General features: G+C 71.3%; 21 protein-coding genes. 18 read left to right on the plus strand and 3 right to left on the minus strand.

The features are described from left to right. The first annotated feature begins 174 nt into the window (after nt 1–174). Genes HC028_RS24965 through HC028_RS25000 form a run of 8 tightly spaced genes read left to right on the plus strand, consistent with a single transcriptional unit; the run spans nt 175 to nt 8065 of the window. Nucleotides 175–1005, plus strand: coding sequence for a CoA transferase subunit A (locus HC028_RS24965; RefSeq protein WP_168079867.1), 831 nt, complete (start codon nt 175–177; stop codon nt 1003–1005). Beyond that, nucleotides 1002–1796 carry a CoA-transferase subunit beta gene (locus tag HC028_RS24970; RefSeq protein ID WP_168079868.1) on the plus strand — a complete coding sequence of 265 codons (795 nt, stop codon included), beginning with the start codon at nt 1002–1004 and terminating at the stop codon, nt 1794–1796. The genes HC028_RS24965 and HC028_RS24970 overlap by 4 nt, the downstream gene beginning before the upstream one ends. After that, nucleotides 1793–2986 carry a thiolase family protein gene (locus HC028_RS24975; RefSeq protein ID WP_168079870.1) on the plus strand — a complete coding sequence of 398 codons (1194 nt, stop codon included), beginning with the start codon at nt 1793–1795 and terminating at the stop codon, nt 2984–2986. The genes HC028_RS24970 and HC028_RS24975 overlap by 4 nt, the downstream gene beginning before the upstream one ends. Nucleotides 2987–2997: 11 nt before the next feature. Next, on the plus strand, nt 2998–3783 hold the full coding sequence (gene pcaH / locus HC028_RS24980) for a protocatechuate 3,4-dioxygenase subunit beta (protein ID WP_168079871.1): 786 nt from the start codon (nt 2998–3000) through the stop codon (nt 3781–3783). Next, entirely contained in the window at nt 3780–4337 is a 558-nt protein-coding gene (gene pcaG, locus HC028_RS24985; protein ID WP_168079873.1) for a protocatechuate 3,4-dioxygenase subunit alpha, read from the plus strand. The genes pcaH and pcaG overlap by 4 nt, the downstream gene beginning before the upstream one ends. Next, nucleotides 4324–5700 carry a 3-carboxy-cis,cis-muconate cycloisomerase gene (pcaB, locus tag HC028_RS24990; protein WP_168079874.1) on the plus strand — a complete coding sequence of 459 codons (1377 nt, stop codon included), beginning with the start codon at nt 4324–4326 and terminating at the stop codon, nt 5698–5700. The genes pcaG and pcaB overlap by 14 nt, the downstream gene beginning before the upstream one ends. Then, nucleotides 5697–6890: a bifunctional 3-oxoadipate enol-lactonase/4-carboxymuconolactone decarboxylase PcaDC gene (gene pcaDC, locus HC028_RS28855; RefSeq protein ID WP_168079876.1), complete on the plus strand. Its 1194-nt coding sequence runs from the start codon at nt 5697–5699 to the stop codon at nt 6888–6890. Before pcaB ends, pcaDC begins: the two co-directional genes overlap by 4 nt. Further along, nucleotides 6890–8065, plus strand: coding sequence for a 4-hydroxybenzoate 3-monooxygenase (locus HC028_RS25000; RefSeq protein ID WP_168079877.1), 1176 nt, complete (start codon nt 6890–6892; stop codon nt 8063–8065). The genes pcaDC and HC028_RS25000 overlap by 1 nt, the downstream gene beginning before the upstream one ends. Before the next feature lie 5 nt (nt 8066–8070). Here HC028_RS25000 and HC028_RS25005 read toward each other — a convergent pair whose 3' ends face one another. The 3 genes from HC028_RS25005 to HC028_RS25015 form a co-directional block, all read right to left on the minus strand. Continuing rightward, on the minus strand, nt 8071–8781 hold the full coding sequence (locus HC028_RS25005) for an MIP/aquaporin family protein (protein WP_168079879.1): 711 nt from the start codon (nt 8779–8781) through the stop codon (nt 8071–8073). A 125-nt stretch (nt 8782–8906) separates the two neighbouring features. Further along, nucleotides 8907–9677 carry an IclR family transcriptional regulator domain-containing protein gene (locus HC028_RS25010; RefSeq protein ID WP_168079881.1) on the minus strand — a complete coding sequence of 257 codons (771 nt, stop codon included), beginning with the start codon at nt 9675–9677 and terminating at the stop codon, nt 8907–8909. Beyond that, on the minus strand, nt 9670–10497 hold the full coding sequence (locus tag HC028_RS25015) for an IclR family transcriptional regulator domain-containing protein (RefSeq protein ID WP_168079883.1): 828 nt from the start codon (nt 10495–10497) through the stop codon (nt 9670–9672). The genes HC028_RS25010 and HC028_RS25015 overlap by 8 nt, the downstream gene beginning before the upstream one ends. Nucleotides 10498–10818: 321 nt before the next feature. Between HC028_RS25015 and HC028_RS25020 the strand changes: the two genes are divergently transcribed. The 10 genes from HC028_RS25020 to HC028_RS25065 all read left to right on the plus strand — a co-directional run bounded on the left by HC028_RS25020 (nt 10819) and on the right by HC028_RS25065 (nt 20785). Further along, nucleotides 10819–12075, plus strand: coding sequence for an MFS transporter (locus HC028_RS25020; RefSeq protein ID WP_168079884.1), 1257 nt, complete (start codon nt 10819–10821; stop codon nt 12073–12075). Nucleotides 12076–12107: 32 nt separating this feature from the next. Then, complete coding sequence (locus tag HC028_RS25025) at nt 12108–13394, plus strand: Rieske 2Fe-2S domain-containing protein (protein WP_168079885.1); 1287 nt, start codon at nt 12108–12110, stop codon at nt 13392–13394. Nucleotides 13395–13424: 30 nt separating this feature from the next. Further along, nucleotides 13425–14513 carry an ABC transporter substrate-binding protein gene (locus HC028_RS25030; protein WP_168079887.1) on the plus strand — a complete coding sequence of 363 codons (1089 nt, stop codon included), beginning with the start codon at nt 13425–13427 and terminating at the stop codon, nt 14511–14513. Between the two features lie 27 nt (nt 14514–14540). Further along, a complete protein-coding gene (locus tag HC028_RS25035; protein ID WP_168079889.1) occupies nt 14541–15377 on the plus strand; it encodes an ABC transporter permease in 837 nt (278 codons plus the stop codon). After that, nucleotides 15374–16249, plus strand: a complete 876-nt coding sequence (locus tag HC028_RS25040; protein WP_239075682.1) for an ABC transporter ATP-binding protein — start codon at nt 15374–15376, stop codon at nt 16247–16249. The genes HC028_RS25035 and HC028_RS25040 overlap by 4 nt, the downstream gene beginning before the upstream one ends. After that, nucleotides 16246–17349: a zinc-dependent alcohol dehydrogenase gene (locus HC028_RS25045; RefSeq protein WP_168079890.1), complete on the plus strand. Its 1104-nt coding sequence runs from the start codon at nt 16246–16248 to the stop codon at nt 17347–17349. The genes HC028_RS25040 and HC028_RS25045 overlap by 4 nt, the downstream gene beginning before the upstream one ends. Nucleotides 17350–17366: 17 nt before the next feature. Beyond that, nucleotides 17367–17873, plus strand: coding sequence for a hypothetical protein (locus tag HC028_RS25050; protein ID WP_168079892.1), 507 nt, complete (start codon nt 17367–17369; stop codon nt 17871–17873). 16 nt (nt 17874–17889) lie between these two features. Then, entirely contained in the window at nt 17890–18921 is a 1032-nt protein-coding gene (locus tag HC028_RS25055) for a PDR/VanB family oxidoreductase (protein ID WP_239075683.1), read from the plus strand. A 66-nt stretch (nt 18922–18987) separates the two neighbouring features. Then, nucleotides 18988–19155, plus strand: a complete 168-nt coding sequence (locus tag HC028_RS25060; RefSeq protein WP_168079894.1) for a hypothetical protein — start codon at nt 18988–18990, stop codon at nt 19153–19155. Nucleotides 19156–19270: 115 nt separating this feature from the next. Further along, a complete protein-coding gene (locus HC028_RS25065) occupies nt 19271–20785 on the plus strand; it encodes a S8 family serine peptidase (protein WP_168079896.1) in 1515 nt (504 codons plus the stop codon). Nucleotides 20786–20800: the final 15 nt, after the last annotated feature.

Genomic DNA, 20800 nt, shown 5'->3' on the forward strand with positions numbered 1-20800 from the left:
CGGTCCAATGCCGATCGGGTGGAATCCTCTCAAATCCCGTGCCGTCATTGACACTGAACCGAGAGGGGCGGACACTGCATGACGCAGATAGTGAACTAAAGTTCACCTCGCGAACACAAGGCGGCAATCGGGCGATCGGTTGATCCCCACACCGCTTGGGAGCGAAAGGGGATCATGGCCGACATCCGCACCCTGCACGACGCCGTGGCGGAGCTGATCCACGACGGGGACACCGTCGCGATGGAGGGCTTCACCCACCTGATCCCGTTCGCCGCCGCGCACGAGATCATCCGTCAGGGCATCACCGATCTGACGCTCGTCCGCATGACCCCGGACGTGATCTATGACCAGCTCATCGGTGCCGGACTGGTGCGCAAGCTCGTCTTCTCCTGGGGTGGCAACCCCGGGGTCGGCTCGCTGCACCGCTTTCGCGACGCCGTGGAGAACGGCTGGCCGCGCCCCCTCGAGCTGGACGAGCACAGCCACGCCGGCATGGCCAACCGCTACGTCGCCGGCGCCTCCCGGCTGCCGTTCGCGGTGCTGCGCGGCTACCGGGGCAGCGACATCCCGACTCGCACCGACACCGTCTCGACCGTCACCTGCCCCTTCACGGGGGAGGAGCTGGCCGCAGTCGCCGCGATCAACCCCGACGTGACCGTCATCCACGCCCAGCAGGCCGACCGCCAGGGCAACGTCCGGCTGTGGGGCCTCGTCGGCGTGCAGAAGGAGGCCGCCCTCGCGGCCGACCGGGTCCTGGTCACCGTCGAGGAGATCGTCGACGAGCTGTCGCCCCAGGCCGGCGCGGTCACCCTGCCCGCGTGGGCCATCAACGCGGTGGTGGAAGTCCCCGGCGGAGCCCACCCGTCCTACGCGGCCGGCTACTCCGTCCGCGACAACGACTTCTACAAGGCCTGGGACCCGATCGCGCGCGACCGGGAGAAGTTCCAGGCCTGGATCCGCGAGCACGTCCTGGAGAACACGGCAGAAGGAGCGGCCGCCCGATGACCCAGACCGCCCAGCAGGCACCGGCCGCGGCCGAGTGGACCTCCGACGAGCTGATGACGATCAACGCGGCCCGGGCGCTGGTCGGCGCCCGTACCGTCTTCGTCGGTATCGGACTGCCCAGCACCGCCGCGAACCTGGCCCGCCGGACCGCGCACCCCGACCTCGTGCTCATCTACGAGTCGGGCACGCTCGGCTCCAAGCCCACCCGACTGCCGCTGTCGATCGGCGACGGCGAGCTGGCCGACACCGCCGACGCGGTCGTCTCCGTACCCGAGATCTTCAACTACTGGCTGCAGGCCGGCCGCATCGACGTCGGCTTCCTCGGCGCCGCCCAGGTCGACCGGTACGCCAACATCAACACCACGATCGTCGACCGCGGCCCGGACAAGCCGGAGGGGCGCCTGCCAGGTGCCGGCGGCGCGCCCGAGATCGCGGCCAACTGCGGCCGGGTACTGATGGTGCTGCGCCACTCGACCCGCAACTTCGTGAAGAAGCTCGACTTCGTCACCACCGTCGGCCACGGCTCCGGCCCCGGCGACCGGGAACGGCTCGGGCTGCGCGGCGCCGGACCGGTCGCCGTCATCACCGACCTCGGTATCCTTCGCCCCGACCCCGCCACCTCGGAGCTGGTGCTCACCGATCTCCACCCCGGCGTGACCGTGGCGCAGGTCCGGGCCGCCACCGGCTGGGACCTCAAGGTCGCCGACACCGTCGCCACCACCGAGCCGCCCACCGCCGACGAACTCGCCGCCCTGCGCGCCCTGCAGGCAGCCGGAAGGAGCGCGACATGACCGACCGTCTCCGCGACGTCTACATCGTCGACGCCGTACGCACCCCGATCGGCAAGTACGGCGGCGCGCTCGCCCGCACCCGCCCCGACGATCTCGCCGCCCACGTGGTCCGGTCGCTCGTCGACCGCACGCCCGACCTCGACCCGGCGCGCATCGACGACGTGCTGTTCGGCAACGCCAACGGCGCCGGCGAGGAGAACCGCGACGTGGCGCGCATGGCCGTGCTGCTCGCCGGCCTGCCCGTCAGCGTCCCCGGCGCCACCGTCAACCGGCTGTGCGGCTCGGGCATGGAGGCCGTCATCCAGGCGGCACGGGCCATCGCGCTCGGCGACGCTTCGATCGCCATCGCCGGTGGCGTGGAGTCCATGAGCCGTGCGCCGTGGGTGCTGCCCAAGCCCGAGAAGGGCTTCCCGGCAGGGCACGAGCAGCTGCACTCCACCACGCTCGGCTGGCGGATGGTCAACCCGCGGATGCCCAAGGAGTGGACCGTGTCCCTCGGCGAGGGCACCGAACTGCTCGCCGACAAGTACGGCGTCAACCGGGAGGACCAGGACGCCTTCGCGCTCGCCAGCCATCAGAAGGCCGCCCAGGCGTGGAAGGACGGTCGGTACGACGCGGAGGTCGTCGCGTACCCGGGCGTCGACCTCACGCGCGACGAGTCCATCCGTTCCGACACCTCGCTGGCGGCGCTCGCGAAACTCAAGCCGGTCTTCCGGCCGGACGGCGGCACCGTGACCGCGGGCAACTCGTCGCCGCTCAACGATGGCGCCGCCGCGCTGCTGCTCGTCGATTCCGAAGGCCTGAAGGCCACCGGCCGCGAGCCGCTCGCCCGGGTCCGGGCCTCGGGCGTCGCCGGCATCGAGCCCCAGTACTTCGGGGCCGGGCCGGTCGAGGCGGTGCGCAAGGCCCTGGCCAAGGCCGGTCGCGGCTTCGGCGACCTGCACACGTTCGAACTCAACGAGGCGTTCGCCGCGCAGTCGCTCGCCTGCCTGTCCGAGTGGCCCGACCTCGACCCGGCGGTGGTCAACCCCCGTGGTGGCGCCATCGCGATCGGCCACCCGCTCGGCGCCTCCGGCGCGCGTCTCGCCGGCGCCGTCGCCCACCAGCTAGCCGCCGCCGGTAGCGGCACCGGACTCGCCGCCCTGTGCATCGGCGTCGGCCAGGGACTGGCTCTGGTCCTCGAGCGCTAACGGAGACTTACATGACCGCATCCATCGAGCGGGCGCCAGCCGTGCCCGCACCAGAAGCACAGGCCGACATCGACCGCGAGATGGCCGAACTGAAGCGTGCAGCGGCCGGCAAGCCGGCGCTCCTGCACCCGGCCCGCGACTACGCCCCGTACCGCAGCAGCGCGCTGCGGTACCCGAAGAACCCTCTCGTGGTGGTCCGCGACCCGGAGGCCGTCGAGCTGTCCGGGCCGGTCTTCGGCGTCACCGACACCACCGAGCTCGACTCCGACCTCACCCGGCAGCACCAGGGCGAGCCGCTCGGTGAGCGCATCACCGTGGCCGGGCGGGTCCTCGACCGCCAGGGCCGGCCGGTACGCGGCCAGCTGGTCGAGATCTGGCAGGCGAACGCGTCCGGCCGGTACGCCCACCTGCGCGACCAGCACCCGGCGCCGCTCGACCCCAACTTCACCGGTGTCGGCCGCTGCCTGACCGACGACGAGGGTCGCTACCAGTTCACGACGATCAAGCCAGGCGCGTACCCGTGGCGCAACCACCTCAACGCCTGGCGGCCGGCCCACATCCACTTCTCGCTGTTCGGCACCGCGTTCACGCAGCGGCTCGTCACGCAGATGTACTTCCCGAACGATCCGCTGTTCGCGTTCGACCCGATCTACCAGTCGATCACCGACGACAAGGCCCGTGAGCGCCTGATCGCGACGTACAACCACGACCTGTCCAGCCCCGAGTGGTCGCTGGGCTACCGCTGGGACATCGTCCTCGATGGCCCGTCCGCGACCTGGATGGAGGAGGGCCGGTGACCGCTCCCACGCCGTCCCAGACCGTCGGCCCGTTCTACGGGTACGCCCTGCCGTTCGTCGGCGGCGGCGACGTCGCCCCGGCCGGGCACGCGGGCGCCATCACCGTCCACGGCTACGTCTACGACGGCGCCGGACAGCCGATCCCCGACGCCCTGCTGGAGTTCTGGCAGACCGGCCCGGACGGCTCGACGACCGGCGCACCCGGCTCGCTGCGCCGTGACGCCACGACCGGCGCGGTCATCGGCCGCAACGGCGTCGACTTCACCGGCTTCGGCCGGGTGCCCACCGACGCCGACGGGCACTACGTCCTGCGTACGCTGCCGCCCGGCGACTCGCCCTACATCTCGGTGTGCGTGTTCGCCCGCGGTCTGCTGCACCATCTGTTCACGCGGGCCTACCTGACCGACAGCGCCGAAGACCAGCTACTTGCCTCGCTCGCGCCGGAGCGCCGCGCGACTCTCGTCGCGGCGTGCGAGCGCGACCGGGTGTACCGCTTCGACATTCGCCTGCAGGGCGATTCGGACGAAGAGACGGTCTTCCTTGACTTCGGCTGACCTGCCCCAGGGTGACCTCGGCCTGCTGTCCCCGGTACGCGCCGGGTCGGCGGCCGAGGCCGCCACCGGCGACGCCGCGTTCCTGCAGGCGATGCTGGACGCGGAGGCGGCGCTCACCCGGGCGCAGGCGGCGATCGGGCTCGCCCCGGCATCGGCGGCCGCCGCGGTCGGTGCCGTCGCCCGTGCCGAGGCGTACGACCTGCCCGGCCTCGCGCGGCGCGCCCGCTCCGGCGGCAATCCGGTCATCCCGCTCGTCGCCGACCTCACCGCGGCCGTCGCCGAGCGCGACCCGGACGCCGCAGCGTACGTGCACCGCGGCGCCACCAGCCAGGACATCCTCGACACCGCCGCGATGCTGGTGGCCCGGCGCACGCTCGGGCACCTGCTCGCCGACCTCGACCGGGCCGCCGCCGCGCTGGCCCGGCTCGCCGAAGAGCACCGCGGCACGCCGATGCCCGGCCGTACCCTCACCCAGCACGCCGTGCCCACCACGTTCGGGCTCAAGGCCGCCGGCTGGCGCAACCTCGTGCTGGACGCCCGCGACCGCCTGCACGCCGTACGGGCATCCCTGCCGGCGCAGCTGGGCGGCGCCGCCGGGACCCTGGCCGCCTTCCACGAGGATGGCGGCGGCCTCGACCTGCTGTCCCGGTATGCGCAGGAGACCGGCCTGGCCGAGCCGGCGCTGCCCTGGCACACCCTGCGTACGCCCGTCGCCGACCTCGGCGCGGCGCTCGCCTTCACCGCGGGGGCGCTGGGCAAGCTCGCCGCCGACGTCCTCGTGCTGTCGCGTACCGAGATCGGCGAGGTCGCCGAGGGTAGCGGCGGCGGTTCGTCGGCGATGCCGCACAAGAGCAACCCCGTCCGCGCGACCCTCATCGCCGCGACGGCCCGGCAGGTCCCGGCCCTGGCCTCCGTCCTGTTCGGCGCGGTCGCCGCGGAGGACGAGCGCCCGGCCGGCGCCTGGCACGCCGAGTGGCAGACCCTCCGCGAGGCGCTGCGGCTCACCGGCGGCGCGGCCCGCGACGCCGCCGAACTGGCCGAGGGGCTGCGGGTGCACCCGGACCGGATGCGCGCCCACCTGGGCCTCACCGGCGGGCTCATCATCTCCGAGCGGTTGAGCGTGGCGCTCGCCGCGAAGGTCGGCCGGGTCAACGCCAAGGAGATCGTCGCCCGCGCCTCCCGGCGCGCCGCGGCCGAGGGGATCGGCCTCGACGTGGCCCTCGCCGAGGAGCCCGCGCTCGCCGGCATGCTCGACGCCGACCGGCTGCGCGAGCTCACCGACCCGGCCGGCTATCTGGGCTCGGCCGTCGCGCTTACCGACCGGGCGCTGCGGCGCAGACCGTCAGGGGAGAACAACCGATGACCACCCTCCTGCACCACCGCCTCGACGGCCCGGAAGGCGCGCCGCCGTTGATCCTCGGCCCGTCCCTGGGTACCTCGCTGGCGGTGTGGGAGCCGTCGGTGCCCGAACTCGCCCGTACGCACCGGGTACTGCGCTTCGACCTGCCGGGCCACGGCGGGTCGCCGGTCACGGTGCTCCCGGCGGGCACCACGACAGTCGCCGACCTGGCCCGGCTCGTCCTCGACCTCGCCGACCACCACGGCTGGCAGCGGTTCGCGTACGCGGGCATCTCGCTGGGCGGCGCGATCGGCGCGTACCTGGCGCTGCACCACCCCGACCGGGTCGAAAGCCTCGCGATGATCTGCTCGTCCGCCCGATTCGGTGAACCGCAGGGGTGGGCCGATCGGGCTCAACTCGTGCGTACCCAGGGCACGAAGGCGGTGGCGGACGCGACGCCCGCGCGCTGGTTCACCGCTTCCTTCGCCGGCTCCGACCGTGCGAAGGCGCTCATCGGGGACCTGGTGGCCGCCAACGACGCCGGGTACGCCGCCTGTTGCGATGCGCTCTCCGCGTACGACCTGCGCGCGGACCTGCCCCGGATCGCCGTCCCCACGCTGGTGGTCGCGGGGCGCGACGACCCGGCCACCCCGCCGGCGCACGCCCGGGAACTCGCCGACGGCATCCCCGGCGCGAGCCTCCTCGAGGTGGCCGGCGCCGCGCACCTGGCCAACGTGGAGAAGCCCGAGGTCGTCACCGCGGCGCTGGCCCAGCACTTCGGCCCGGCGGTCAGCGGGGACCGAACCCGGCACGCGGCCGGCATGATCGTGCGGCGGGCGGTGCTCGGCGACGCCCACGTGGACCGGGCAGGCGCCAACACCACCCGGTTCACCGCGGACTTCCAGGACTTCATCACCCGGTACGCGTGGGGTGAGATCTGGACCCGCCCCGGCCTGGACCGCCGCACCCGCTCGTGCATCACCATGACCGCGCTGGTGGCCCACGGCCACCTGGACGAGCTGGCGATGCACGTCCGCGCCGCCCTGCGCAACGGACTGACGCCCGAGGAGATCGGCGAGGTGCTGCTGCAGGTCGGCGTCTACTGCGGCGTACCGGCCGCCAACGCGGCCTTCGCCGTCGCCCAGCGCACCCTCCGCGAAGAGGGCGTCGAACTGGAACCGCTCAACCTGAACGACCCCTCCGGGAGGAACTGATGCGCACCACCGTCGGCATCGTCGGCGGCGGCCCCGCCGGGCTGCTGCTCGCTCGCCTTCTTCACCAGGCCGGCGTCGACTGTGTACTCCTGGAGTGCCGCGACCGCGCCTACGTCGAGCAGCGTCAGCGCGCCGGCATCCTCGAGCAGGGCACCATTGACGCGCTGCGGGCCTGCGGGGCCGGCGAGCGCATGGACCGCGAGGGCCTGCCCCACGACGGCGTCGAGCTCCGCTTCGACGGCCGGGGTACCCGGATCGACTTCCCCGGCCTGACCGGCCGGCAGGTCATGGTGTACGCGCAGACCGAGGTCGTGAAGGACCTCATCGCGCTGCACCTGGCCGAGGGCCCGCAGCTGCTCTTCGAGGCCCAGGTCACTGCGGTCGAGGGCGCCGACACCGACAGCCCGGTCATCCGCTTCACCCACTCCGGCCGCGAGCAGACCCTGCACTGCGACTATGTCGTCGGCTGCGACGGCTTCCACGGCGTGACCCGGCACGCCATCCCCGACGGTGTCCGGCAGACGTTCGAGCGGGTCTACCCGTACTCGTGGCTGGGCATCCTGGCCGACGTGCCGCCCTCGTCCGACGAGCTGATCTACGCCCACCACGAGCGCGGCTTCGCCCTGCTCAGCATGCGGTCGCCGAGCGTCAGCCGGCTGTACCTGCAGGTCCCGAACGGCACCGACCCGGCCTCCTGGTCCGACGAGCAGATCTGGGGCGAGCTCGACGCCCGGTTCGCCCTCGCCGACGGCAGCTTCAAGCTGGCGCGCGGGCCGATCACCAGCAAGTCGGTGACCCCCATGCGCAGCTTCGTGGCGGAGCCGATGCGGTACGGGCGGGTCCTGCTCGCCGGCGACGCGGCGCACATCGTGCCGCCCACCGGCGCCAAGGGCCTCAACCTTGCCGTCGCCGACGTCGTGGTGCTCGCCCGGGCCTTCGCCCACCTGCACACCACTGGCTCCGCCGAGCTGCTCGACGCCTACTCCGACACCTGCCTGCGCCGGGTGTGGCGGGCCGAGCACTTCTCGTACTTCATGACCACCACGCTGCACCCCGACCCGGAGCAGTCGCCGTTCGAGACCCGCCTGCAGATCTCGCAGCTGGACCGGATCGCGTCGTCGCAGCACGCCGCCGCCGAAGTGGCGGAGAACTACACGGGCCTGCCGATCGGGTAGTCAGGTCATTTGTCGGCGGGGTTCAGGGCACGGAAGACGAACCCCGCCGCGACGCCGCCGATCAACTCGGCCACCACGTAGATTCCCAGCATCGACCAGGCGATCAGGCCCATGGCGCAGGCGCCGAGGGTGATCGCCGGGTTGATCGCGGCGCCGGAGATGCGGCCGATGGCGATGGCCGCCGTCACCAGGGTGAAGCCGACCGCCAGGCCGTAGAAGGAGTTGACCGGGTGGTCGCTGCTCGTGGCGACGTTGAGCACGACGTAGCAGAGCGCGAAGGTGAACAGCAGCTCCGCGACGAAGGCCGCTGCCAGGGCGTGGCCGGACAGCGGCCGAGCCCCGCCGGGCCCCGGGGCGATGAACCCGAGGACGACCAGCGCGGCGAGCAGGCCGGCGGCGAGTTGGGCGGCCCAGTACCCGACGGCGTCGCGCCAGTCGATCCGGCCGCGTATCAGCGCTGCCGCGGTCACGGCCGGGTTGTAGTGGCCGCCGGAGATGTGCGCACCGGCGTAGATCATGACCATCAGGGCCGCGCCGACCGCCAGGGGCGCCAATGGGCTGCCGGTGAAGGTGGTGGTGCCCACCGTGAAGACGAGGAAGAACGTTCCGATCAGCTCGACGGCGTACTTCCGAGCGGCCACCGCCGCGGGGTTCGCGACGGCGGGTCGGGCCGGGGCGACCGCGTTGATCCCGTGCAGGGCACCGACGCTGCTCATAGGGATCGCCTACCTCTCGATCGCGTACGGGAACCGGTTCTGCTGAATCACCCCTACCTCTTCGAGTGGAGGGCTAACGTCAGCCGGAGCGTGTACCGGCCGCGTGCAACTAGCTCCGGACCGGTTCAGGGGAACTGGCCGCCCGCGATCTCAGTACTGATGTTCTTCGCCGTCTCCAGCAGGTGCGGCAGGAACGACCGGCGCATCGTGTCCAGCGAGGTCCGGCTGGCGTGGGTCGACGTGTTGACCGCGGCGACGACCCGACCCTGCGCGTCCCGGATGGGTGCCGCGATCGACCGCAGCCCCGATTCCAGCTCCTGGTCCACGATGATCCACCCCTGCCGCCTGACCTTTTCGATGTCGCGAGCGAGGTGCTCGGCGCTCGTGACGGTGTCGGCGGTCAACTGCCGCAGCGCGGTCCGCTCCAAATAGGACCGCAATGCGGCGTCGTCGAGGCCGGCGAGCAGGACCCGGCCGGTCGATGTCGCGTACGCGGGCAGGCGGGTACCGACTGCGATGGAGACGGTGAGAATCCGGAACCCGTGTACGCGGGCGACGTACACGACCTCGTCGTCGTCGAGCACCGTCAACGACGTCGTTTCCCGTACCGCCGCAGCCAGCCGTTCCAGGTGGGGCAGTGCGATGTCCGGTAGCCGCAGGCTCGACAGGTACGCGTGGCCGATCTGCAGCACGCGGGGTCGCAGCGTGAACGTCCGCCCGTCGAACTTCGCGTAGTCCAGCTCGACGAGGGTGAGCAGGAACCGCCGCGCGGCGGCGCGCGTCATCCCGGTCTGCTTGGCGACCTCCACCAGGGTCAGCCCGGCGGGGGAGTCGTTGAGGGTGCGCAGGACTTCCAGTCCACGCTCCAGGGACTGAACGAAGGGCTGGTCAGACACGTGCGCTGCCTCGTTGGTCGGGCGCCGGCGTGGCGGGGTAGATGAGCAGGTCCGCCTCGATCCGGGCCGCGGTGGCCAGCAGTGGTGGGAGGATCGAGCGCCGGAGGTCGTCGACGGAGTGGCGGCTGGCGTGGGTGGCCACGTTGAGCGCTGCGACGGTCACCCCGTGCCGGGAGCGTACGGGTACCGCGACCGCGCGTACCCCCTCCTCGAGCTCCTCGTCGACGATGCACCAGCCCTGCTTGCGTATGCGGTCCAGTTCGGCGCGCAGCTCGTCCGCGTCGCAGATGGTCCTGCTGGTCCGGCGGGTGAAGCGCACCCGGTCGAGGTGCTGCTCCAGGGCGTCCGGTGGCAGGTTGGCGAGCAGCACCCGGCCCATGGCGGTGACATGAGTGGGTAGGCGGCTGCCGAGGCCGAGAGCGTGGGTCATGATTCGTGAGGTGGCCACCCGGGCGGCGTAGACGATGTCGGCGCCGTCGAGGACCGTCAGCGAGGTCGACTCGTGGACCTCGGCGGCGAGGCTCTCCAGGTGCGGTTCGGCGACGTCACGGAGCGTCAGCCGGGAGAGGGCGCCGTAGCCGAGGCTGAGCACGCGTGGCCGCAGCGAGTACAGCCCGTCCTCATACGCGACGTAGCCCAACTGCAGCAGCGTGAGCAGGAAGCGGCGGGCGGCGGCGGGTGGCATGTTCGCGGCCCGGGCGACCTGGCTCAGGGTCATCCGCGGGTTGGCCGCGTCGAAGGCGTTGATCACCGCCAGCCCGCGCGCGAGGGACTGGACGAAATCCGTGTTGCGAGGCGAGCGGCGCGTCGGGTCGCTCATCAGGGCCTCGCTCTCTCCGCGCGTATCGACAGCTCATTTTACGTACCGTGCACGTTTTGCCGGCATCGCCGCGCCGGAGCACTGATGTGCGCATGGCGAACACTAGCGTCCTTAGTGAACGGTACGCAATCGCGGATCCAGAGCGTGCGCAGGCGCCCGGCGCCGTGGCCCGTGGAGGCCGCAGGTTGCGGGCCATTTAACGGACGTAATCCGTTTTGGCGAAATTGCGGACAGGTTTCGTGTGGCCGTTGACACCCGGTGTGAGCCTCACTACGTTGACCGTACTACGCACGAGTGTTCGACATGCGAAAAGGCGGCGCGATGGAGATTTCGAAGCAAGCCGGGGAGCGCTCCGTGCCCCGTGGCTTCGGGTTCACGCTTGCGCTCGCCATGGGGGTCGGTCCGCTCGCGCTCTACACGCTCAACGCGACCTCCCCGCTGGTCACGGCCGACCTCGGGCTGAGCCGCGCGGAGTTCGGGATCTTCGCGATGGTGGCGTTCCTCGCCGCGGCGATCGCCTCTCCGCTGGTCGGCAGGTGCGCGGACGTCTTCAGCAGCCGCGTCGTGCTCGTCGTCCTCTTCACCGGCTCCGCGCTCGCGCTCGTCGGCGCCGCCGTCGCACAGTCCTTCGGGTGGCTGCTGCTGGCAGTGGCGGTCTGCGGTGCCGTGCAGGCACTGTCCAACCCGGTCACCAACCAGCTCATCGCGGCGCACGTGCCCGCCGGTCGGCGGGGGCCGCTCATGGGTCTCAAGCAGGCGGGGGTCCAGCTGAGCCAGTTCACCGCGGGCCTGGTGCTGCCCACCGTCGCGGTGCTGCTCGGCTGGCGGGGCGCCGCGGCCGTCGCCGCGTCCGTCGCGGTCGTGGGCCTGCTGCTCGTCCGGGGCACCGTGCCGGACGACGCGCCGGCGACCGGGGTCCGTCACGGCCGGCGGCTGGCGGACCTGCCGGCGGCGGTGTGGTGGCTGACCGGATACGCGCTCCTCACCGGCGCCGCGCTGCAGGCGACCAACGTCTACCTGCCGCTGTACAGCTTCGAGCGGCTGCACCTGTCGGTGCGGGTGGCCGGCCTTACCGCGGCCGTGGTCGGCAGCGTGGGCCTCGTGTCCCGGATCGGCTGGGGTCGGGGCGCGGACCGGATGCGTGACCCGTACCACCCGCTGTTCCTGCTCGCCATTGCGGGCGGGTTGGGGGTGTCCGCCGTGCTCGCGGCGGAGCACCTCCACCAGCCGGCGCTGATGTGGGCCGGGGCGGTGGTCTTCGGTGCGAGCGGGCTCGCCGCCAACGTCGTGGTCATGATCGCGCTGGTGCACGTCAGTCCCGTACAGGTCATCGGCACCGCCTCCGGGATCCTCGCCGTCGGTCTCTATCTCGGCTTCGCCCTCGGCCCGATCAGCTTCGGCCTGATCGCCGACGGCATCGGCTACTACACGGACGGCTGGCTCGCGGTCATGGCGACGTACGCCGTAGCCGCCGTCCTCGCCCTTGTCTGGCGCGCGCAGCGCGCGAACGGCGGTGCGCCCGTCGTGCCCGGCGAACCCGACCGCGCGCCGGTCGAGGCCGCCCAACGTTCTCGTTAGGACATTCGCTCCACCCGCACGAAAGGACAGCAATGCTCACCCAGGAACAGAACGAGCTCCTCACCCGCACCGGCCCGGGCACCCCGATGGGCGGCCTCTTCCGCCGGTACTGGATCCCGGCGCTGCTCGCGGAGGAGATTCCGGAGCCGGACTGCCCGCCGGTGCGCGTCAAGCTGCTGGGCGAGCAGCTCATCGCCTTCCGCGACAGCCAGGGCCGCATCGGCCTGCTCGACGAGTTCTGCAGCCACCGCACCGCGTCGCTGTTCTTCGGCCGGAACGAGGAGTGCGGCCTGCGCTGCGCGTACCACGGCTGGAAGTACGACGTGGAGGGCAACTGCGTCGACATGCCGTCCGAGCCCGAGGGTTCGAACTTCAAGAACCGCATCAAGCAGACGGCGTACCCCTGCGTGGAGCGGGCCGGCATCATCTGGACCTACATGGGGCCGGCCGACAAGCGCCCCGAGCTGCCCGAGTTGGAGTGGGCGCTGCTCGAAGACGACCAGCGGTTCGTCTCCAAGCGCTGGCAGGAGTCCAACTACCTGCAGGCGATGGAGGGTGGCATCGACTCCAGCCACGTGTCCTTCGCCCACCGCTTCAATATCGACGACGACCCGATGCACGCCGGTACCGAGGGGTTGAAGTACCTCAAGGCCGACACCCGGCCGAAGTTCGAGGTGGCCGAGTCCGATGGCGGCCTGGTCATCGGCGCCCGCCGCGTTGCGGACGAGGAGAACTACTACTGGCGGATCACGCAGTGGATCATGCCGTGGTACACCATCATTCCTCCGTTCGGCACGCACAACCCGCTCGGCGGCCACGCCTGGGTGCCGATCGACGACGAGAACTGCTGGGCGTGGAGCATCAACTACCACCCGAGCCGCCCGCTGCGCGAGGACGAACTGGCCGCGATGCGCGCCGGTGACGGCATCCACGTCAAGTACCTCCCCGGCACCTACCGCCCGCTGGCCAACAAGGACAACGACTTCCTGATCGACCGGCAGGCGCAGAAGGAGAAGCGCAGCTTCAGCGGCGTGGAAGGCATCTCGATGCAGGACGCCTCGCTGCAGGAGAGCATGGGCACGATCTGCGACCGCACCAAGGAGCGGCTGGGTACCAGTGACGCCGCCATCATCCTGGCGCGCCGCCGGCTGCTCGCCGCCCTGGAGGAGCTCGACTCGACCGACGTGCTGCCCGGCGCCGAACCGGAGCACCAGCGGGTCCGCTCGACCTCGATCATCCTGCCGAGCACGGTGCCGTTCCAGGAAGGCGCCAAGGAGGCGCTGATCGCCGAGCCGGGCACGGACTTCGTCTCTATCTGAACTTTCGCGACCGACATAAGGACGAGTGACATGAGTGCAATGAGCAGAGTCGGCGGTGGCGCGGTCGCGGCCGGGGTCGCCGCCACGGTGGCGCTGTTCGCCGCGGGCTGCGGCGGCGGCTCGGACCAGGCAGCGGCCAAGGAGTCCTGTAACGGCAAGACCGTGTCGATCGGCATCACGAAGAGCGCGAGCGACGCGCCCTTCTACGTCGCCCAGGACAAGGGCTACTTCAAGAAGCAGGGGCTGACCGCGAAGTTCGTGCCGTTCGACTCGGCCGCGAAGATGATCGCCCCGCTCGGCTCCGGCCAGCTCGACGTCGGCGCGGGCGCACCGTCGGCCGGGTTCTACAACGCGGTCGGGCGCGGTGTGAAGCTGAAGATCGTCGCGGACAAGGGCTCGATGCCCAAGGGCTACGGCTACATGCCGCTCATGGTCCGCAAGGACCTGTACGACAGCGGCAAGGTGAAGAGCATCGCCGACCTGAAGGGTCTGAAGGTCGCCGAGCCGGCGCAGGCGACGGCCACCTCCAACACGGCGGCCGTCCTGCTCGCGAGCGGCGGACTCTCGTACGGCGACGTGAAGCACGAGTTCATCGGCTTCGCCGAGCAGCCGACGGCGTTCATGAACAAGGCGATCGACGCGGCCCTGATCACCGAGCCGTCCGCCACGGTCGCCGAGCAGCGCGGTGTCGCGGTGCGCCTGGGCGACCCGCCGGCGTTCTACGACAACCAGCAGCTCGCCGTGGTCCTGTATGGCGGCAAGTTCGCCGCGGAGAAGAGCGAGCTCGGCAAGTGCGTCATGACGGCGTACCTGGAGGGTGCCCGGGACTACGTGTCCGCGCTGTCCGACGGCAAGGTGAGCGGCAAGAACGCCGATGAGATCGTCGGCATCGTCACCAAGGCGACCGGGCTCAAGCCCGAGCTGTACCGCACGATCGTCGCCAACTACGTGAACCCAGACGGGGTCGTGAACACCGAGAGCCTGCGTCGCGACTACGACTTCTTCAAGCAGCAGGGCTGGCTGGAGGGCAACCCGCCGGCGGTCGACGACCTCGTCGACTCCTCGTTCGCCAAGGCAGCCGCCGAGAAGCTCGGCGCCTTCGCCAAGGCCGGGTCCTAGTGGGCCGTGGGCCCGGAAGGAGTAGACATGGCCACCGCACCATTGATTGAGACACGGGGCATCGCCCGCCCAAGCGGCGCGCCGGTACGGCCGTCGCGCTGGCGTACCGCCCGCAACCGGGACCGCCTCCTCGCCGCGGCCACGCCGGTGGCGCTGCTCGTGGTCTGGGAGCTGCTGGCCCGTACGGGCCTGATCGACGCGCGGTTCTTCCCGGCGCCCAGCAGCATCTTCGACCAGATGGTCACCCTGATGAAGAGCGGCGAGCTGTGGACCCACATGTGGGCCAGCCTGCAGCGGCTGTTCCTCGGGTTCTGGCTGGGGCTGGTACCCGGCCTCGTGCTCGGCGTCCTGATGGGGCTGAGCCGGCCGTTCCGGGCGGCGGTCTCGCCGCTCGTGTCCGGCACCTACCCGATCCCGAAGAGCGCGCTGCTGCCGCTGATCCTGCTGATCTTCGGCCTCGGCGAGATGTCGAAGGTCGTGATGGTGGCGATCGGCGTGTTCTACCCGGTGGTGCTCAACACGGCCGCGGGCGTCATGCAGATCCAGCCGATCTACTACGACGTCGCGAAGAACTTCGGCGCGAAGCGGATGAAGGTGTTCCGCACCGTGGCCCTGCCCGGTGCCATGCCGAGCATCATGACCGGCGTCGAGCTGGGCGCCGGCCTGGGGCTGATCCTCATCGCCATCGCCGAGATGGTCGGGGCCCAGTCGGGTCTCGGCTTCATGATCTGGAACGCGTGGCAGCTGTACTCGGTGCAGACGATGTACGTCGGGCTGCTGGTGATCGCGGTCATCGGCTACGTCATGTCGCTTCTGCTGGGCTGGGTTGCCCGCATCGTCACTCCCTGGAGGACCGACCGGTGACCGATCAGTACACGACCACCGCGCTGCGGGATTCGCGGCCGCAGGACGGCACCGCCGAGCCGGAGATCAAGGTGTGCGTCCGGGGCCTGCTCAAGCAGTTCCCGGCCAAGGACCGGATGGTGACGGCGCTGGACTCGCTCGACCTCGACATCCCGCGTGGCCAGTTCTTCATGATCGTTGGTCCCAGCGGCTGCGGGAAGACGACGCTGCTGCGGATCCTCGCCCACCTCGAGCAGCCGACGGCGGGCACCGTCGAGGTGCTCCGGTCGACCGAGGGCCGGCCGGAGAACTCGATGGTCTTCCAGGGCGACTCGATCTTCCCGTGGATGACGGTCTGGGACAACGCGTCCTATGGCCTGCGCATGCGCGGGGCGCCGGCCGCGGAGATCAAGGAGACGGTGGGCCACTACCTGGACAAGACCGGGCTGACCGCGTTCGCGGACTGCTACCCACACCAGCTGTCGGGCGGCATGCGCCAGCGGGTCTCCATCGCCCGGGCCTTCGCCAACGACCCGGACGTGCTGCTGATGGACGAGCCGTTCTCCGCACTCGACGAGCAGAACAAGACGCTGCTGCAGAGCGAGTTGCTGCGGATCTGGGACGAGACCCGCAAGACGGTCATCTTCATCACGCACAGTGTGGACGAGGCGGTGACCCTCGGCGACCGCATCATGATCATGACCTCCCGCCCGGGGCGCGCGAAGGCATTCGTCGACGTGCCGTTCGAGCGCCCCCGCGACGTCCTCGAACTGCGCCACCGGCCGGAGTACGGCGAGATCGTCTACGACATCTGGCAGCACCTGCGCGACGAGGTCAACAATGCCCAGGTGACGGCCCCGCAGTCGCAGCAGCGCCGGTGGTTCCGCCGATGAGGGACAGCACCGCGCTCGCGAGCGTCGCGCTGCCGGGCAGCAAGACCGAGCTTCGGGAGTTCGCGCTCCCGGCGTGCGACACGGACTCAGGCTGGCTGCGGGTCGAGGCGAGCGGCATCTGCGGCACCGACGTCGGGCTGCACTCCGCCGGCCTGCCCAGTCCGACGGTGCTCGGCCACCACGTCTACGGCCAGATCGCCGAGATCGGTGACGAGGCCGCGCGGCGCTGGGCCGTGCGGCCGGGCGACTGGGTGGTCATCGAGGAGTACCTGCCCTGTGGCCACTGTGACCGGTGCGCCGACGGCCGGTACCGGCTGTGCCCGCGCACCGACATGTGGGGCGAGGGCCGCCGGGTGGGGCTGATCGCGATCGACGAGGCGCCGGCCCTGTGGGGCGGCAACGGGCAGTACATGTACCTGCCGCCGCAAGCCGTGGTCCACCCGCTGCCCGGCGGCGTCGACACCGGACGCGCGGCGTGGGCGCTGCCACTGGCCAACGCGCTCGACTGGGTGCTCGGCGCCGGCGCCCTGAGCAGCGGCGAGACCGTGGTCGTGCTCGGCCCCGGCTACCACGGCCTCGCCGCCGTCGCGGCCGCGCACCACGGCGACGCCGGCAATGTTGTGGTGTGCGGGCTGCCGCGGGACCGGTCGCGGCTGGACATCGCCGCGGCGATGGGCGCCACGACCGTGGAGTCGTCCGGTGACGACCTGCGGGAGCGCGTCGTCGACGCCACCGGCGGGCGGATGGCCGACGTCGTGCTCGACCTGACGGGCGCCGGCGCGGACAGCGTCACCCGCGCCGTCTCGCTGCTCGCCCAGTCCGGGCGGCTCGTCCTCGCCGGCGGGAAGGGCTCCACGGCGGCGACCCTCAACACCAGCGAGCTCACCAGATTGACCGCGACCGTACGAGGGGTGCGCGGACGCGCGCCGGAACGGGTACGGCAGAGCATCCACCTGCTGGCCGACGGTGTCGGGCCGGAACTGGACAAGGTCCCGACCGTCGAGGTGCCGCTCGCCGGGGTGGGGGAGATGCTCGACCGCCTCGCCGCCGGTACGGGCCCGGACAGTCCGCACGTCGTCGTCCGGCCATGGGCCGAATAGGAACGGAAGGAAACCCGATGAACAGGCGCTCCTACGAGGCCCACGTTCTGCTCGTACCACTCGGCACGGACGCGGCCCGCGCGCAGGAGGACATGGTGGCGCGGGGCCTGGACGGCGTCATGACCGTTCGCGGCGTCACGCCGTTGACCGGCTCGGACGGCGCCGAGCCCCGGCTCGGCTCCGCACCGCTGGCCACGACCGGCTGGCGGCCCGCAGCCGACGGCCTCACCGTGGCCCGGCTCGTGGACGACGCCGACATGGTGGTCCTGCTCGCCACCGACCTGGCCGAGGTGCCGCCCCGGTTCTGCCTGACCGTGGCCGAAGCAGCCCAGGCCAACGGCTCCCTGGTCGCCGCGCTGGTGGTGGGGTCCGGCAACTGGGACACCCCGCAGGGCAACACGGCGATGGCGGCGCTTCGCGAGGCCGTGGACATGCTCGTGGTGGTCCGCGGCGTGGCGTTGGCCGCGCCCTTCCTCGACGTTCTCCGCGGCGGCCGCCGCAAACCCGCCCTGGCGACCCTCTGAGATACCGCAAAGGCACATGAGCATGACCGTAATGATGGAAAGCGCGCCGGAAACCGTGAGCGACGCGAGTCGCGATCTGCGCCAGCTTCTCGTGAAGACCGCGACCTGGGAGGCCGACGGCGTCCTGTCGCTGCGCCTCGTCGATCCGCACGGCGGGGAACTGCCGGCCTGGGAGCCGGGCGCGCACCTGGATCTGGTGTTGCCGTCCGGGCTGGTGCGGCAGTACTCGCTCTGCGGGCGTACCGACGACCGGCGCGCGTACACGATCGCGGTGCTGCGGGAGGTGGACGGCCGGGGCGGTTCGCGGGAGGTGCACGAGACCGCGCTGGTCGGAAAGACCGTCTCGGTACGCGGCCCGCGGAACAGGTTCCCGCTGGAGGACGCCCCGCGTTACCTGTTCCTCGCCGGCGGCATCGGCATCACGCCGATCCTCGCGATGATCCGCGAGGCAGAGGCGCGCGGCGCCGACTGGCGCCTCGCGTACGGTGGGCGGTCCCGCTCGACGATGGCCTTCGTGGACGAACTCGTCGAGCTGGGGCGGGGCGGTGTCGACGGAGTCGACGGTGTCGACCGGGTCGACATCGTCGCGCAGGACGAGCGCGGCCTGCTCGACCTGGACGCTCTGCTGGAGCAGGCCGAGCCGGGCACGGCGGTCTACTGCTGCGGCCCGGAGGGGTTGCTGGCCGCTGCCGAGCAGCGCTGCGGGGACCGCGGTATCAGCCTGCACCTGGAGCGGTTCGGCGCGAGCGGAGCTGCCGAACCTGTCGACGACAGCGCCGAAGTCTCGTTCGAGGTGGAGCTGGCGCGCAGTGGGTGCGTTGTCACCGTGCCGCCCGGCTGCAGCATCCTGGACGCGGTCCGTGACGTCGCACCGGACGTGATGACCTCCTGCGAGGAGGGCTTCTGCGGGACGTGTGAGACGAAGGTACTCGAGGGCGTGCCCGACCATCACGACACGATCCTGTCCGCCAAGGAACGCGAGCGCGGCCAGACGATGATGATCTGCGTCGGGCGGTCCAAGAGCCCCCGGCTGGTCCTCGACCTGTAGTTCGCACGACAGGGGGGATGCCGATCGTGGTCGGCATCCCCCCGGTGCGATGTCCATCATGGATGCGTGTTCGATCGCGGCCACGCCCGACATGGCCGCGATCTGGTCTTGCCTGGTCTGGTCCACCGTCCCGGTGATCACGCCTACCGAGCGGAGGATCTGCTCGACGCGCATGCCGGCCGCCCGCAGTCGCTCGGCGACGTCGTCGATCGGGCCGCCGGATCGCGTACCTGATGAGCGCTACGCGCCGTCCGTTCCCCGTGCCTGTTTGCACAGTCGGTGCGCGCTGACCTGTAGCGGGCAGGAATTACTCGTCCAATGGGGGTATCCAACATGGTCTGGAGTTCCGATGAGCAACCCTGGCCGGGGTGTCCGGGTCACCCGGTGGACCGTCAATCCGCTCCTACGTCATGATCACATCTGGCGCGCGGAGCAGAACCTGGTGGCTAGCTACGGCGACGGCCGTCGAGGCGTTCTCATCGAGCTCAACCTCTCCGCCGGGGTTGAACCCGACGAGGTTTTCACCCGGTTCCTGGAGGGCTACCGGGCGCGGCTGCCCGACGCGCAGCCGCCCGAACGGCTCTCGGCCATGTACGCGCGGGCGGTGCTCGACCGCGAGCAGTTGCAGCGCCTGGTCGGCACCGACCAGGGCACCACCCCGCTTCCTCCGCTGCTACCGTTCGTGGTCCGGATCTGGCCCGACTACGTGGTCGAAGCCCACGTCGACCACTCGATCTCCACGGTGAAGGCGGACGCCGCCAACCGCACCTACGGCGCCGCCGGAGCCGGCATCGCGTGGGGCGTGGCCGACAGCGGCATCTGCCGCGACCACCCGCACTTCGCCGGCGGGACCCTGACCGACCCTGCCGTGATGGCGCTGCACCGTGACTTCACCTACCTGGTGCGGGGCGATCCGCCGCCGCCCAAGTTCGACCCGGCCGACGCGCTGGTCGACCTGAGCGGGCACGGTACCCACGTGGCAGGGATCATCGCCGGGGCTGCCCCGGCCGCGGCGGTGCCACACATCGCCTGCCAGCAGTGGACACCCCACGCCGGCGACCAGGACCTGGTCGAGTGGACCACGCGGACGCTCGAGCCCAGCCGTACGCTCTCCGGCATCGCGCCGCTGGCCCGGCTGGTCAGCCTGCGTGTTCTGCTCGAGGACGAGACGACCACCTCCAGCGCGGTCATCAAGGCCCTCGACTATGTCCGCGAGGTCAACGCAGGCGGGAGCAACCTGCGGATCCACGGCGTGAACCTCTCGTTGGGACTCGTCTACCAGCCGCAGGAGTACGCTGCCGGACGCAGCCCGCTGTGCCGAGAGGTCAACCTCCTGGTGGGTACCGGCGTGGTCGCGGTGGTGAGCGCCGGCAACAACGGCGCGGCCACCGCCGACCCGTTCGCTGGCGGCGACCCCCGCGCGTCGCTGGCCACCATCACCGATCCCGGCAACGCCGACCGGGCGATCACCGTGGGCAGTACCCACCGCGACAGCCCACACACCCACGGCGTCAGCTTCTTCTCCTCCAAGGGGCCCACCCTGGACGGGCGGCCCAAACCCGACCTGGTCGCGCCCGGGGAGCGGATCACCTCCGCCGCGGTCGCGCATTTCCGTACCCGCAGCCGGGACCTGGCCCGGTTCACCGACGCGGACCCCTGCTACATCGAGGAGTCCGGCACCTCGCAGGCGGCCCCGCACGTGTCGGGCGCGATCGCCGCGTTCCTGTCCGCCCGCCCCGAGTTCACAGGGCAACCGGACTGGATCAAGAAGCGTTTCTGCGACAACGCCACCTCGCTGGGCCGGCACCAGTTCTTCGAAGGCGCCGGTCTGCTCGACCTCATGCGCGTGCTGTCCAACGTCTAGCCGATCGGAGCGCAC

Source organism: Planosporangium flavigriseum (assembly GCF_011947225.1).
GTDB classification, from domain to species: Bacteria; Actinomycetota; Actinomycetes; order Mycobacteriales; family Micromonosporaceae; genus Planosporangium; species Planosporangium flavigriseum.

Excerpts from the sequence above, each read along its gene's own strand:
- HC028_RS24965 (WP_168079867.1), top strand. The coding sequence starts at position 175 with ATGGCCGACATCCGCACCCTGCACGACGCCGTGGCGGAGCTGATCCAC.
- HC028_RS24970 (WP_168079868.1), top strand. The coding sequence starts at position 1,002 with ATGACCCAGACCGCCCAGCAGGCACCGGCCGCGGCCGAGTGGACCTCC.
- HC028_RS24975 (WP_168079870.1), top strand. The coding sequence starts at position 1,793 with ATGACCGACCGTCTCCGCGACGTCTACATCGTCGACGCCGTACGCACC.
- pcaH (WP_168079871.1), top strand. The coding sequence starts at position 2,998 with ATGACCGCATCCATCGAGCGGGCGCCAGCCGTGCCCGCACCAGAAGCA.
- pcaDC (WP_168079876.1), top strand. The coding sequence starts at position 5,697 with ATGACCACCCTCCTGCACCACCGCCTCGACGGCCCGGAAGGCGCGCCG.
- HC028_RS25000 (WP_168079877.1), top strand. The coding sequence starts at position 6,890 with ATGCGCACCACCGTCGGCATCGTCGGCGGCGGCCCCGCCGGGCTGCTG.
- HC028_RS25005 (WP_168079879.1), bottom strand. The coding sequence starts at position 8,781 with ATGAGCAGCGTCGGTGCCCTGCACGGGATCAACGCGGTCGCCCCGGCC.
- HC028_RS25015 (WP_168079883.1), bottom strand. The coding sequence starts at position 10,497 with ATGAGCGACCCGACGCGCCGCTCGCCTCGCAACACGGATTTCGTCCAG.
- HC028_RS25020 (WP_168079884.1), top strand. The coding sequence starts at position 10,819 with ATGGAGATTTCGAAGCAAGCCGGGGAGCGCTCCGTGCCCCGTGGCTTC.
- HC028_RS25025 (WP_168079885.1), top strand. The coding sequence starts at position 12,108 with ATGCTCACCCAGGAACAGAACGAGCTCCTCACCCGCACCGGCCCGGGC.
- HC028_RS25030 (WP_168079887.1), top strand. The coding sequence starts at position 13,425 with ATGAGTGCAATGAGCAGAGTCGGCGGTGGCGCGGTCGCGGCCGGGGTC.
- HC028_RS25035 (WP_168079889.1), top strand. The coding sequence starts at position 14,541 with ATGGCCACCGCACCATTGATTGAGACACGGGGCATCGCCCGCCCAAGC.
- HC028_RS25045 (WP_168079890.1), top strand. The coding sequence starts at position 16,246 with ATGAGGGACAGCACCGCGCTCGCGAGCGTCGCGCTGCCGGGCAGCAAG.
- HC028_RS25050 (WP_168079892.1), top strand. The coding sequence starts at position 17,367 with ATGAACAGGCGCTCCTACGAGGCCCACGTTCTGCTCGTACCACTCGGC.
- HC028_RS25055 (WP_239075683.1), top strand. The coding sequence starts at position 17,890 with ATGAGCATGACCGTAATGATGGAAAGCGCGCCGGAAACCGTGAGCGAC.
- HC028_RS25065 (WP_168079896.1), top strand. The coding sequence starts at position 19,271 with ATGAGCAACCCTGGCCGGGGTGTCCGGGTCACCCGGTGGACCGTCAAT.